The organism is Pseudomonas sp. FG36 (assembly GCF_057809275.1).
In genome coordinates this window covers 141,381-154,996 of record NZ_JBMDJQ010000002.1, presented here as the reverse complement: position 1 = coordinate 154,996, position 13,616 = coordinate 141,381, and the positions used below count along the sequence as shown (strand labels likewise).

The following is a 13,616-nucleotide window of genomic DNA, read 5'->3' as shown; positions in this document are numbered from 1 at the left end:
CCATGCAGGACGGCTTCAACGACCCGCTCTGGCGCCAGGTCGTTTCGGGCGCGCAGATGCTCTTCGTGGCATTCGGCGCGCTGGTGCTAATGCCGCTGATCACCGGCCTCGACCCCAACGTGGCGCTGTTCACCGCCGGCATCGGTACCCTGCTGTTCCAGCTGGTCACAGGCCGTCAGGTCCCGGTTTTCCTGGCCTCGAGCTTCGCTTTCATCACCCCGATCATCCTCGCCAAGGGCCAGTTCGGCCTGGCCGAGACCATGGGCGGCGTCATGGCGGCAGGCTTCGTGTACACCTTCATGGGCCTGATGGTGAAGATCAAGGGCACTGGTTTCATCGACCGCATGCTGCCGCCGGTGGTCATCGGCCCGGTGATCATTTCCATCGGCCTGGCCATGGCGCCGATTGCCGCCAACATGGCGATGGGCAAGGGTGGTGACGGTGCTGCGCTGATGCCGTACAAGACCGCCATGCTGATCTCCATGCCGGCACTGCTGACCACGCTGATCGTGGCCGTGTTCGGCAAAGGCATCTTCCGCCTGGTACCGATCATCTCCGGCGTGCTGGTGGGCTTCGCCCTGTCGTTCGCCTTCGGCGTGGTCGACACTGCCAAGATCGCCGCGGCCCCATGGCTGGAACTGCCCAACTTTACCGCGCCGGCCTTCAACTGGCAGGCCATTCTGTTCATCGTGCCCGTGGCCCTGGCCCCGGCGATCGAACACATCGGCGGGGTGATTGCGGTGGGCAGCGTGACCGGCCGCGACTACCTGAAGAAACCCGGCCTGCACCGCACGCTGCTGGGTGACGGCCTGGCCACCACGGCAGCCGGCCTGTTCGGCGGCCCGCCCAACACCACCTACGCCGAAGTGACCGGCGCGGTGATGCTGACCAAGAACTACAACCCGAAGATCATGACCTGGGCGGCGGTATTTGCCATCACCCTGGCCTTCATCGGCAAGTTCGGCGCATTGCTGCAGAGTATTCCGGTGCCGGTGATGGGCGGCATTCTCTGCCTGTTGTTCGGCTCGATCGCCGCGGTAGGCATGAACACCATGATCCGCCACAAGATCGACCTGGCCGAAGCCCGCAACCTGGTGATCGTCTCGGTGACCCTGGTGTTCGGTATCGGAGGCGTGCTGATCGGCAGCGGTGATGGCCCGGACGACTGGGGCCTGAAGGGCATCGCCCTGTGCGCCGTGGTGGCCATTGCCCTGAACCTGATCCTGCCGGGCAATGATGGCTGGAAGAACAAGAAGCTGGATGATCAGTTGCCCTGATCGGGCCGCTGCGTTCGTGGGAGCGGGCTAACCTGCTCCCACGAATACTTGGTCAGGCCTTCTCGCACATCTCCGCCAGCACCCTCACCCACTCCGGGTGGTCATTCAGGCACGGCACCAGCACCAGCTCCTTGCCGCCGGCCTCGACGAACTGCTCACTGCCGCGCATGCCGATCTCTTCCAGTGTCTCGATGCAATCGGCGACAAACGCCGGACACATCACCAGCAACTTCTTTACTCCCGCCTTGCCCAGTTCGTCCAGACGCGTTTCGGTGTAGGGCTCGATCCACTTGGCCCGACCCAGACGCGACTGGAACGATACTGACCACTTGCCCTCCGGGATACCCATCTTCGCCGCGAACGCCTTGGCCGTGGCCAGGCACTGGCCGCGATAACACACCGCGCGCATCTCGGCGCTGGCGTCCTTGCAGCAGTCGGCAGCCTGGAAGTCATGGTTGCCGGTGGGGTCGAGCTTTTTCAGGTGCCGCTCGGGCAAACCGTGGAAGCTAAGCAGCAGGTGATCGTAGTCCTGCTCCAGGTACGGGCGGGCACTGGCGGCCAATGCCTCGATATAGTCGGGATGCTCGTAGAACGGCTGGAGCACGCGGGTCTGCAAGGGCAGCCGGCGCTCGGCGATGGTCTGCTTCGCCAGCTCCACCACCGTAGTCACGGTACTGTCGGCGAACTGTGGATAAAGCGGTGCCAATGTCACCTTGCGCACACCTTGCGCGGCCAGGCGCTCGAGCACGTCAGGCAGTGCCGGCTCGCCATAGCGCATGGCGATCTCCACCGGGCCATGGGGCCAATGCTCGAGCATCGCCTGGCGCAGGCGGCGGGTCAGCACCACCAAGGGCGAACCTTCATCCCACCAGATCGACCCGTAGGCATGGGCCGACTGCTCCGGCCGCTTGATCAGGATCAGCGACACCAGCAACCGCCGCACCGGCCAGGGCAGATCGATCACGTACGGGTCCATCAGGAACTGGTTGAGGTAACGGCGCACGTCGGCCACCGAGGTGGAAGCCGGCGAACCCAGGTTGACCAGCAGCAGGGCATGATCGGTCATGCAGCGTCCTATGTCAGAGGCGGCTGGACAGGTTGTCCAACGCCGATTGCAGATCGTTGAAACGGAACGTGAAGCCCGCCGCCAGCAGGCGTACAGGGCGGGCGCGCTGGCCACCGAGCAGTAGCGTCGACAGCTCGCCGAGCCCGGCCTTGAGCAGCAGCGCCGGCATCGGCATGAACGCCGGACGATGTAAGGTACGCCCCAGGCGCTTGGCGAACTCGCGATTGCGCACCGGCTCCGGCGCGCAGGCATTATAGGGACCGCTGGCTTCCTTGTGCTGCATGAGGAAATCAATCAGGGCGATTTGATCATCGATATGCACCCAGGGCATCCACTGCCGGCCATCGCCCAGAGGCCCGCCCAGGCCCAGTTTGTAGGGCAGGCGCAGGCGCGACAAAAAGCCGCCATCGGCTGCCAGCACCAGGCCGGTGCGCACCAGCACCACGCGGATCCCCAATGCCTGGGCACGCAGGGCAGTCTCCTCCCAGGCGATGCACAGCTGGCTGGCGAAGTCCTCCTTCACCGGGGCCGAGCTCTCCGTGAGCTCGCGCTCACCGCCGTCCCCGTACCAGCCTACCGCAGAGCCGGAGATCAGCACCGGCGGGCGCTGTTCGCGGCGCTCCAACCAGGCTAGCAACTGCTCGGTGAGCGCCACCCGGCTGGCCCAGAGCAGGGTCCGGCGCGCCGCAGTCCAGGGCCGATCGGCGATGGGCGCACCGGCCAGGTTGATGACCGCATCCACTGGGTCGTCCTCGGCGATATCGTCCAGCCGCGCGACGCCACGCACTCCAGTGCCACAGATTTTCGCCACCTGTTCAGGCCTGCGGCTCCAGACCGTCAGCCGATGGCCCTCGCCTAGCCACCGTTGGCACAGGTGTTGGCCGATAAGGCCGGTACCGCCGGTCAGCAATATATGCATGGCTGTGTCCTCACACTTGGCGGCCGTGGTCTATTTTTAAGATCAAGGCACTTTTTTGACCGATCGCTCTCGGATAAACATAGGCCACCTGCCTATCGAGCGGAATAACCTTATACAAACATTGTGCATTGTACAGGTTTGCCTGGCAGCGTACGCTGCGTAAAGCTAGGTTCGAAGAGGCCATCATGACAGTACCCATCGCCATCATCGGAGCCGGTATCGCCGGCCTGTCCGCAGCCCAGGCCCTGCAGAAGGCCGGGCAGACCGTCCACCTGTTCGACAAGGGCCATGGCAGCGGAGGCCGCATGGCCAGCAAGCGCAGCGAGGCCGGGGCCCTCGACCTGGGCGCGCAGTACTTCACAGCCCGTGACCGGCGCTTCGTCGAGCAGGTCCAGCACTGGGTCGCCTCAGGCTGGGCCGAGCAGTGGAAACCACAGCTTTACAACTATCGCGATGGCGAACTGACGCCCTCCCCCGACGAACAGCTGCGCTGGGTCGGCGTGCCGCGCATGAGCGCCATCACCCGTGGCCTGCTCAAGGATGTCACGGTCAACTTCGGCTGCCGCATCGCCGAGGTATTCCGTGGCAAACAGTACTGGCACCTGCAGGACACCGAAGGCTGCAGCCATGGGCCGTTCAGCCGCGTGGTGATCGCCGTGCCGGCCCCTCAGGCCACACCGCTGCTGGCGGCCGCGCCGAAACTCGCGGCGGTTGCCGCCGGGGTGCAGATGGAGCCGACCTGGGCCATCGCCCTGGGCTTCGAGACACCACTCGACACCCCCATGCAGGGCTGCTTCGTCCAGGACAACCCGCTCGACTGGCTGGCGCGCAACCGCAGCAAGCCGGGCCGTGACGAGCAACTCGACACCTGGGTGCTGCATGCCACCTCCAGCTGGAGCAGGCAGCATATCGACCTGGCCAAGGAAGAAGTGATCGAGCAGCTGCGGGGGGAGTTCGCCGAACTGGTCGGGTGCGTGGTACCCGCGCCAACCTTTGCCCTCGCCCACCGCTGGCTCTACGCTCGCCCCACCAGCAACCATGAGTGGGGCACGCTGGCCGATGCCGACCTGGGCCTGTACGCCTGTGGCGACTGGTGCCTGTCCGGGCGCGTCGAGGGCGCCTGGCTCAGCGGCCAGGAAGCCGCCAGGCGCTTGCTGGAGCATCTGGACTAGTCGCTCATAAAACTTATACAAAAATTTTGTTTGTATAAGTTTGCATCTGTGCTGAAATTGCCTTGTACAAATCGTGCTGCCTGTACAAGTCATTCGGAGACAGTGATGAACGCTCCCTCGCCCAACGGCAAGCCGCGCCTGGCCATCAGCGCCTGCCTGACCGGCCTCAACGTGCGCTACAACGCCGGCCACAAGGCCTCCAGCCTGTGTCTCGACCTGCTCGACAAGCACTTTGACTGGGTGCCGTTGTGCCCCGAAGTCGCCATCGGCCTGGGCACCCCACGCGAACCCATCCGCCTGGTGGGGGACCCTGAACATCCGGCAGTCACCGGCACGCGCAACAGCACCACCGACCTCGCCGGCCCACTGCGTGCCTACGGTGAGCAGATGGCCGGCGAACTGGATGATATCTGCGGCTACATCTTCATGCAGAAGTCACCGTCCTGTGGCCTCGAACGAGTCAAGGTGTACCAGGAAGACGGCCACCCGGCTCATCATGGTCGCGGTGTCTATGCCGCGGCCTTCTGCGCTCTGCGCCCGGACCTGCCGGTCGAGGAAGAAGGTCGCCTGCACGACCCGGTACTGCGGGAAAACTTCATAGCCCGAGTGTATGCCTATGCCGACTGGCAGCAGCAGCTGCGCCAGGGCCTGAGCCGCGGCGCCCTGATCCGCTTCCATGCCCGCTACAAGTACCTGCTCATGGCGCACAACCCCCAAGCGTACCGCACCCTTGGCCGCCTGCTCGGCAACATGCGCCGGGACGACGATCCGCAGCAGCTTGGCCCGCGCTACTTCAGCCAGTTGATGCAGGCCCTGCGCCGCTGCGCCAGCCGAGGCACCCATGGCAACGTGCTGCAGCACCTGAGCGGCTACCTGCGCAATGACCTGGGCCAGGGCGACAAGGCCGAGCTGCAGCAGGTCATTGGCCAGTACCAGAGAGGCGTGGTGCCGCTGGTGGTCCCATTGACCCTGCTCAAGCACCATTTGCGCTGCCACCCCGACCCTTACCTGTTGCAACAGGCCTACCTGCAACCCCACCCGGAAGACCTTGGACTACGCAATGCCATCTGACGAGTTGCTCCCTATCGGCGAGGTAGCGCGGCTCACCGGCGTCAACCCGGTCACCCTGCGCGCCTGGGAGCGTCGCTACGGCCTGATCAAGCCTCAGCGCACCCCCAAGGGGCATCGCCTCTATCCACAAGACCAGGTGCATCGGGTCAAGGCCGCGCTGCGCTGGCTGGAGCGCGGCGCCGCAATCAGCCAGGTGCGCGAGCTGCTGGACAACACGGAGAACACCCCGCCAACCCTCCAGGGCGAATGGGGCGAACGTATCGAGCAACTGATCACGGCAATCGCTCGACTTGCACAGCGCCCTCTCGACCAGCTATTGAACCAGGTGATGGCCCTCTACCCCGCCGTGACCGTGTGCGAGCGCCTGCTCCTCCCCCTGCTGGAGGCCCTCACTCTGCGCTGGCAAACCCATTTCGACGCCCGCCTGGAGCAAGTGTTCTTCCAGACCTGGTTGCGCAGCAAGCTGGGCGCGCGGGTCTATCACGACGGCCACTCGCTCACCGGCCCTTGCGTGCTGCTCGCCCGTACCGACGATACAGCCTTCGACCCGGAGTTCTGGCTCTGCGCCTGGCTGCTTAGCAGCAACGGCCACCCTCTGGAGATTCTCGAGTGGTCGGTCGAGCCTCGTCAGCTGCGCCAAGCCGTGGAGCGCTTGCAACCTCAAGCACTGCTGCTGCACCTCGGACGCCGCCCCGACCTCGCCGCACTGGGCCGCATGCTGCGGGAAATCACGGTGAGGAAACTCCTGGGTGGCAGCACGGTCACTCTCCATGAGGCCGAGCTACGCGCATTGCCGCTTACCGACCTGTACCTGTTCGACAGCCCGCAAGCCGCCTTGCGCGGCCTGCAACAACCCTGACCAACCTTGGGCTCGTATTCCATGCAATTGATATGGCTACGCAGTGACCTGCGTGTGGACGATAACACCGCTCTCGCGGCCGCCTGCCAGCGCGGCCCGACCGTGGCCCTGTGGATCGCCAGCCCTGGCCAGTGGCTGGCCCATGACGACGCCCCCTGCAAGGTCGACTTCTGGCTGCGCAACCTGCGGCTGCTGCGCCAGTCACTCGCGGCGCTGAATATTCCTCTGTTGATTCGTCAAGTCGATACGTGGGAGGACGCACCGCGATGCGTGCTCGATGTCTGCCGCCAGCACAGCATCGAGGCCGTGCACTGGAACGAGGAATACGGCATCAACGAGACCCGACGCGACGAAGCGACTTGGAACCTGCTGCAAAACGCAGGAATCGGCGCTACCGCCCACCTCGACCAGTTGCTGTTCAGGCCCGGTAGCGTACTGACCCGCAGTGGCCAGTATTTCCAGGTCTTCAGCCAGTTCAAACGGGTCTGCCTGGAACATCTGCACCACGGCCTCCCTTCGCTCGGCGCCCCGGTACGTCGTCAAGAGGCGCTGGGTATTCACGGCGACGCCATACCCGAGCATATCGACGGCTTCGAGGCACCCTCAGACGCTCTGCGCCAGCACTGGCCAGCCGGTGAGGATGAAGCACGGCAGCGGTTGCAACGCTTCGTCGACGAAACCGTCGAGGATTACGCGCAACTGCGCGACCTGCCCGCCCGGGCCGGTACCAGCCAGCTTTCGCCTTACCTGGCTGCGGGTGTGGTCTCGCCACGCCAGTGCCTGCACGCGGCCCTTGGGAGCAACCGGGGTGAATTCGACAGTGGCAGCGTCGGTGTGCAGACCTGGGTCAACGAGCTGCTATGGCGCGAGTTCTACAAGCACACCCTGGTGGGCTATCCCCGCGTCTCGCGGCATCGCGCCTTCCGTCCGCACACCGAGGCGCTACCCTGGCGCAATGCGCCTGCCGACCTGCAGGCCTGGAAGGAAGGCCGCACCGGCTTCCCTATCATCGATGCCGCCATGCGTCAGTTGCTGGACACCGGCTGGATGCACAACCGGTTGCGCATGATCGTCGCCATGTTCCTCAGCAAGAACCTGCTGATCGACTGGCGGCATGGCGAGCGGCATTTCATGCGCCACCTGATAGACGGCGATCTGGCAGCCAACAACGGCGGCTGGCAGTGGAGCGCCTCTACAGGCACTGACGCAGTGCCTTATTTCCGCATTTTCAATCCTGTTACCCAGTCACAGCGCTTCGACCCGAAGGGTGTGTTCATTCGTCGATGGCTGCCGGAATTGAAGGACAGGGACGATAAATCGATTCACTACCCGGTGAAATCTGCCGATCTATTTGCTACAAATCATTATGCGAACCCGATAGTCGATCTCGACAGTAGTCGCCAACGTGCATTGGAAGCTTTCAAAGGCTTGTCCAGCTGGCAGGATCAGGGGGCCTAGAGCATGACACATCGTTTCTGGATTACAGGAGCCAGCCACGGACTTGGTCTGGCCTTGGTGGAACAGTTGCTCGCCAGCGGGCACCAGGTTGCCGCCAGTGGCAGGGATAGCCAGCAACTCGACAACTTGGGCCAACGCTACGGTGGACACTTGGTGCGCCTCGAGGACCACTTGCCGGACGCCGCCCAGCGCCTCCCGAGCCGCTGGAGCGCGCTGGATTGCCTGATCATCAATGCCGGAAGCTGCGATTACCTGCCTGTCGATGTGACGCAGGCGCAACTGTTCGAACAGATCGTCAGCAGCAACCTGAGCGCCACCGAACAGTGCCTGGTTGGCGCTTTGCCGCTTCTGGCCAAAGGTGACAATCCACAGGTGATGGCTGTTCTCAGCCGTTACTCGGCGTTGCAGCTATACGAGCCGAACCAGCCAGCCAGTGGCAGCAACAGCCTGCCACAGTGGCTTCGCCAGCAGCGTTCCACCTTGCAGGCGCTGGGTATCGACCTGACCATCGTGGCACCGCAATCGCTGAAAGACCCGGTGACCTCGGCACAGGCCATTCCGGAGCCCTGGACGGCGCAAAGTGCCGCGCAGGAGTTGCTGGCACGCCTGGGTCAGCGTCAACCCGAACTGGTGCTCGAAGTTCTCGATCCAGGCGAGTTGTGGCCGCTGCCGAAGAACAGCTGATACATGCAAGTGCGGGCTTGCCCGCTCCTGCATGGGTCAGCTCAAGGCAGGAAGCGCTGCACGCTGCCAGGCTGATGCCATAACAGCGGCAAGACATTCTGCAGGCGTTCCGGCTCACCACTGCTCCAGAATGCGGTCGCCTGCGCGGGCCCCTCGCCGAGCAGCCCGCGCGCCTCCAGCAACCTTTGCAGTTGGCGCGCCACGGCAGCCCCGGTGTCGATGATCGCCACCTCAGCAGGCACCATTTCGGCGAGCATCGGCCGCAGGAACGGGTAGTGGGTACAACCCAGGATCAAAGTGTCGCAGCCGGCCGCCAGTAACGGCTTCACATAGCCCGACAGCAATTGGCGCAGTTGCTCGCTGAACAGATCGCCCGCCTCGATTCGCTCGACCAGCCCGGGGCAAGGCTGGGTGACCACCCGCACATCATTGGCGAAACGGTCGAGCAAGGCGGCGAACTTGGCGCTCTGCAGGGTACCGGTGGTCGCGAGCACGCCGACCACGCCGGAGCGGGTCGCCGCCGCCGCCGGCTTGACCGCCGGTTCCATGCCCACCAGCGGCCAGTCCGGATACAGCTCGCGCAGGTCGGCCACCGCGGCCACGGTGGCGGTGTTGCACGCCAGCACCATGGCCTTGGCGCCCTGCTCGTGGAAAAACCCGGCGATGTGCCGCAGGCGCTGGCGAATGTAGTCCGGCGATTTCTCGCCATACGGCACATGGCCGCTGTCGGCCACGTACAACAAGGACTCGCTGGGCAGCAGGCGCTGGATTTCGGCCAGCACCGACAAGCCGCCGACGCCGGAGTCCATCACGCCCACCGGCGCCGTGCGCTCAGCCATGGCGCGTGGCGCACACGGCGCAGGCCGGATCGCGCTTGACCCGCAGCTCGCGCATGCGGGTGCTCAAGGCGTCGATCAGCAACAGGCGACCCACCAGTGGCTCGCCAAAACCTGCCAGCAGCTTCAGGGCCTCCAGTGCCTGCAGGCTACCAACCAGCCCTACCAACGGGCCGATCACCCCGGCCTCGCTGCAAGTCAGTTCGGCTTCGCTGCCATGGCCATACAGGCAGTGGTAGCAGGGGCTGGTGTCGCGCCGTGTGTCGAATACCGACAACTGGCCCTCGAGGCGGATCGCCGCGCCACTGACCAGCGGTTTGCCAGCGGCGACACAGGCGGCGTTGACCGCCTCGCGGGTGCCGAAGTTGTCGGAGCAGTCCAACACCACGTCGACTGCCGCCACTGCGGCGGCCAGCGAATCCTCGTCCAGCGCCTGGCGAAGGGCAATCAGGCTGACTTGCGGGTTGATCGCCTGCAGACGCCTGATAGCCGAATCGACCTTGCTCATGCCGACGCTGTCGCTGTCGTGGATCACCTGGCGCTGCAGATTGGTCAGGTCGACGGTGTCGAAATCGGCCAGGTGTAGCTCACCGACACCCGCCGCGGCGAGGTACAGCGCCACCGGCGAGCCCAGCCCGCCGAGGCCGATGACCAGGGCCTTGCTGTGTTTCAGGCGCAACTGGCCGTCGATATCCACCTGCGACAACAAGATCTGCCGACTGTAGCGCAACAGCTCCTGGTCGCTCAGCATGGCAGGCGCCCCAGGCTGATGCGTTCATGGCCGCCCAGGTCAACGCGGCTGACCACCTCGGTGAAGCCGCCGATCACCAACAATTCACGAACCGCGGCGGATTGATCGTAGCCATGTTCGAGCAGCAGCCAGCCACCAGGCAACAGGTGCCCGGGAGCCTGGGCGACGATCACGCGCAGATCGTCCAGCCCGTCTTCACCGGCCACCAGCGCGCTACTGGGTTCGAAACGCACGTCACCGGCCACCAGATGCGGATCGGCGGCGCGGATGTAGGGCGGGTTGCTGAGGATCAGGTCAAAGCGCTCACCTGCGAGAGCGTCGAACCAGTGGCTGGTACGCACCTGGACATTGCCCAGGCCCAGGCGCTGGCGGTTGCGCTCGGCCAGGGCCACGGCCTCGTCGATACGGTCCACCGCCATCACCTGCCAACCAGGACACTCGCTGGCCAGGGCCAGGGCGATGGCCCCGGTGCCGGTGCCCAGGTCGAGCACCCGGGCGGGCTTGGGCGAAACCAGCTCCAGGGCGGTCTCCACCAGCAGCTCGGTGTCCGGACGCGGGATCAGCGTGTGCGGCGCCACTTCCAGGTCCAGCTTCCAGAACCCCTGCTGGCCGAGGATATAGGCCACCGGCTCACCGGCGCGACGGCGCTCGAGGTAGCCGGCGAAGGCGGCTGCCGCCTCGCTGCTGACGATACGCTCGGGCCAGGTGTGCAGGTAGCTGCGCGACTTGCCCAGGGCCGCGGCCAGGAGCAACTCGGCGTCCAGCCGTTCGGTCGGCGAATCGGGCAACTGTGCATTGCGCAACAAGCTGGCGATGATGGTCATCTCAGTCCCCCAGGGCAGCCAGCTGATCGGCCTGGTATTCGGCCAGCAACGGTTCGATCACCGCGTCCACGCCACCGGCGAGGATATCGTCGAGCGAGTAAAGGGTGAGGTTGATGCGGTGGTCGGTAACCCGGCCCTGCGGATAATTGTAGGTACGGATGCGTTCGGAGCGGTCGCCCGAGCCGACCAGCAGCTTGCGCTCGCTGGCGATGGCGTTCTGCGCGGCGCTGGTCTGCATGTCGTTGAGCTTGGCCGAGAGCCAGGACATGGCGCGGGCACGGTTCTTGTGCTGCGAACGTTCTTCCTGGCACTCGACCACGATGCCGGTGGGCAAGTGGGTGATGCGGATCGCCGAATCGGTCTTGTTGACGTGCTGGCCGCCGGCACCGGATGCGCGGTAGGTGTCCACGCGCAGGTCGGCCGGGTTGATCTCGATCGCCACCTGCTCGTCGGGCTCGGGCAACACCGCCACGGTGCAGGCGGACGTATGGATACGGCCTTGCGACTCGGTTTCCGGCACACGCTGCACACGGTGCGCGCCGGACTCGAACTTCAGCTTGCCGTAGACGCTGTCCCCTTCGACCCGGGCAATGATCTCCTTGTAGCCACCGTGCTCGCCTTCGTTCTCGGAGAGGATCTCCAGGCGCCAGCCGCGCTTTTCGGCATAGCGCGAGTACATGCGGAACAGGTCGCCGGAGAAGATCGCCGCCTCGTCGCCACCGGTGCCGGCACGGATTTCCAGGAACACGTTGCGCCCGTCGTTAGGGTCCTTGGGCAGCAGCATGCGCTGCAGCGTCGACTCAAGGCCGACCAGCTGCTCCTTCGCCTCGCGCACCTCCTCGACCGCCATCTCGCGCAGGTCGGGGTCGGCGTCCTTGAGCAGCGCCTGGGCACCTTCCAGGTCGTCCTGGACCTTGCGCCACTCTTTATAGGCCCCGATGACCGGTTCCACCTCGGCATATTCGCGGGAATAGGCGCGAAAGCGCGTCTGGTCGGAAATGACTTCGGCATCACCGAGCAGCGCGGTGAGTTCCTCGAAGCGGTCCTGGAGCGTGTCCAGTTTGTTCAGCAGCGACGCTTTCATTGCGGGGATTTGTCCGTCGAGCCCTCGTCGAGGGCGAAGAGTTCCTGGGCCATGGCCAGCGCATCGAGGCGGCCTTCGGCGGAGAGCTTTTTCAGTTGCACGCTGGGAGCATGCAACAGCTTGTTGGTCAGGCCCCGGGCCAGCTGCATGAGCACGTCCTCGGGATTGCCGCCGTTGGCCAGCAGGCGCTGGGCCTTTTGCAGTTCCTCGTCGCGCAGGCGCTCGCTCTGCTGGCGGTAGGCCTTGAGCACGTCCACCGCCGCCAGCTCGCGCAGGCGCACCATGAAATCGTCCGCGCCCGCCGATACCAGTTCCTCGGCGGCCTGGGCCGCGCCCTGGCGGCTCTTGAGGTTTTCCGCGACCACTTCATGCAAGTCGTCGACGGTATAGAGGTAGACGTCGTCCAGCTCGCCGACCTGCGGCTCGATGTCTCGCGGCACGGCGATATCGACCATGAAGATCGGCTTGTGCCGGCGCTGTTTCAGCGCACTCTCCACCGCGCCCTTGCCCAGGATCGGCAACTGGCTGGCGGTGGAACTGATGACGATGTCACTGTTGGCCAGCTCCTGCGGGATGTCCGCCAGCAGCACTGCATGGGCACCGAACTGTTCGGCGAGGATACTGGCGCGCTCCAGGGTACGGTTGGCCACGACGATACGCCGCACGCCCTGCTCGTGCAGGTGGCGGGCGACCAGGGTGATGGTCTCGCCAGCGCCGATCAGCAGCGCCTGGCTGCGGCCCAGGTCGGAGAAGATCTGTTTGGCCAGGCTCACTGCGGCAAACGCCACCGACACCGGGTTCTCGCCGATGGCGGTATCGGTGCGCACCTGCTTGGCGGCACTGAAGGTGGCCTGGAACAGGCGCCCAAGCAGCGGGCCGACAGTGCCGGCCTCGCGCGCCACGGCGTAGGCCGATTTCATCTGGCCGAGGATCTGCGGCTCGCCGAGCACCAGCGAATCGAGGCCGGAGGCCACGCGCATCATGTGCCGGACCGCATCATGCTCCTCGTGGACATAGGCGCTGGCGCGCAGCTCGTCGAGGCTCAGCTGATGATAGTCGGCCAGCCATTGCAGCACGGCATCGGCGGCAAGGTGGTCCTGTTCTATATAGAGTTCGCTACGGTTGCAGGTCGACAGGATCGCCGCTTCGCGGCTGGCGGTCAGTCGGCACAGCTGCTGCAGGGCATCGACCAGCTGCTCGGGCGTAAACGCCACGCGCTCGCGTACGTCTACCGAGGCAGTCTTATGGTTGATACCAAGGGCAAGAAAGGCCATGCAAGATCGCTGGTTGGGACGTGAAGCCGATAATTGTCCTACTTCGCAGGTTTTAGAACAACCACCGTTCGCTATTGTGCTAATGCGGCCAGGCTATTGGTTGTCCCGCCACCTCTGTCTGCCTTTGGCTTTGGCTTTGGCTTTGGCTTTGGCTTTTTAGAGCGTGTGTATTGAAAGCTGTATGCGCATTCATTCGCTGCGGCGACTCACAGTCACCTTTCCGCCCTTACGGCGGGTTACTTTGGACGGCCAAAGTAACCAAAGCCGCCCGGCTCCATTCATCCGGCCCCTACGCTTCGCTCCGGGGTCCCCTCACTCCGGCCTTGCTCCCGGGAGGACCG

General features: G+C 64.9%; 13 protein-coding genes. 6 read left to right on the top strand and 7 right to left on the bottom strand.

All coding sequences use genetic code 11. The features are described 5' to 3' along the window. Positions 1 to 2 precede the first annotated feature (2 nt). Positions 3 to 1,277 (top strand): uracil-xanthine permease family protein, encoded by a 1,275-nt coding sequence (locus tag ACODS9_RS02790; protein ID WP_038707351.1) that lies wholly within the window; start codon positions 3 to 5, stop codon positions 1,275 to 1,277. Positions 1,278 to 1,329: 52 nt separating this feature from the next. On the opposite strand, the gene hemH is transcribed toward ACODS9_RS02790, so the two are convergent. Next, positions 1,330 to 2,343, bottom strand: coding sequence for a ferrochelatase (gene hemH, locus ACODS9_RS02785; RefSeq protein ID WP_401106483.1), 1,014 nt, complete (start codon positions 2,341 to 2,343; stop codon positions 1,330 to 1,332). Between the two features lie 13 nt (positions 2,344 to 2,356). Beyond that, entirely contained in the window at positions 2,357 to 3,262 is a 906-nt protein-coding gene (locus ACODS9_RS02780; protein ID WP_046857127.1) for a TIGR01777 family oxidoreductase, read from the bottom strand. A gap of 185 nt (positions 3,263 to 3,447) precedes the next feature. Here ACODS9_RS02780 and ACODS9_RS02775 point away from each other — a divergent pair, with 185 nt between their 5' ends. The 5 genes from ACODS9_RS02775 (at position 3,448) to ACODS9_RS02755 (ending at position 8,506) form a co-directional block, all read left to right on the top strand. After that, on the top strand, positions 3,448 to 4,434 hold the full coding sequence (locus ACODS9_RS02775) for an NAD(P)/FAD-dependent oxidoreductase (RefSeq protein ID WP_046857128.1): 987 nt from the start codon (positions 3,448 to 3,450) through the stop codon (positions 4,432 to 4,434). A 105-nt stretch (positions 4,435 to 4,539) separates the two neighbouring features. Beyond that, a complete protein-coding gene (locus ACODS9_RS02770) occupies positions 4,540 to 5,505 on the top strand; it encodes a YbgA family protein (RefSeq protein ID WP_046857129.1) in 966 nt (321 codons plus the stop codon). After that, positions 5,495 to 6,364, top strand: a complete 870-nt coding sequence (locus tag ACODS9_RS02765; protein WP_489093182.1) for a MerR family transcriptional regulator — start codon at positions 5,495 to 5,497, stop codon at positions 6,362 to 6,364. Before ACODS9_RS02770 ends, ACODS9_RS02765 begins: the two co-directional genes overlap by 11 nt. Positions 6,365 to 6,385: 21 nt before the next feature. Further along, complete coding sequence (phrB, locus tag ACODS9_RS02760) at positions 6,386 to 7,822, top strand: deoxyribodipyrimidine photo-lyase (protein WP_489093181.1); 1,437 nt, start codon at positions 6,386 to 6,388, stop codon at positions 7,820 to 7,822. 3 nt (positions 7,823 to 7,825) lie between these two features. After that, positions 7,826 to 8,506 carry an SDR family NAD(P)-dependent oxidoreductase gene (locus tag ACODS9_RS02755; RefSeq protein ID WP_489093180.1) on the top strand — a complete coding sequence of 227 codons (681 nt, stop codon included), beginning with the start codon at positions 7,826 to 7,828 and terminating at the stop codon, positions 8,504 to 8,506. 41 nt (positions 8,507 to 8,547) lie between these two features. Here ACODS9_RS02755 and murI read toward each other — a convergent pair whose 3' ends face one another. Genes murI through hemA form a run of 5 tightly spaced genes read right to left on the bottom strand, consistent with a single transcriptional unit; the run spans position 8,548 to position 13,275 of the window. After that, positions 8,548 to 9,345 (bottom strand): glutamate racemase, encoded by a 798-nt coding sequence (gene murI / locus ACODS9_RS02750; protein WP_489093179.1) that lies wholly within the window; start codon positions 9,343 to 9,345, stop codon positions 8,548 to 8,550. Then, positions 9,338 to 10,093 carry a molybdopterin-synthase adenylyltransferase MoeB gene (locus tag ACODS9_RS02745; protein WP_489093178.1) on the bottom strand — a complete coding sequence of 252 codons (756 nt, stop codon included), beginning with the start codon at positions 10,091 to 10,093 and terminating at the stop codon, positions 9,338 to 9,340. The genes murI and ACODS9_RS02745 overlap by 8 nt, the downstream gene beginning before the upstream one ends. Next, complete coding sequence (gene prmC, locus ACODS9_RS02740; RefSeq protein WP_367857124.1) at positions 10,087 to 10,917, bottom strand: peptide chain release factor N(5)-glutamine methyltransferase; 831 nt, start codon at positions 10,915 to 10,917, stop codon at positions 10,087 to 10,089. Before prmC ends, ACODS9_RS02745 begins: the two co-directional genes overlap by 7 nt. A 1-nt stretch (position 10,918) precedes the next feature. Then, positions 10,919 to 12,001 (bottom strand): peptide chain release factor 1, encoded by a 1,083-nt coding sequence (gene prfA / locus ACODS9_RS02735; protein ID WP_258599364.1) that lies wholly within the window; start codon positions 11,999 to 12,001, stop codon positions 10,919 to 10,921. Next, complete coding sequence (hemA, locus tag ACODS9_RS02730; RefSeq protein WP_038707349.1) at positions 11,998 to 13,275, bottom strand: glutamyl-tRNA reductase; 1,278 nt, start codon at positions 13,273 to 13,275, stop codon at positions 11,998 to 12,000. Before hemA ends, prfA begins: the two co-directional genes overlap by 4 nt. Between the last annotated feature and the right edge of the window lie 341 nt (positions 13,276 to 13,616).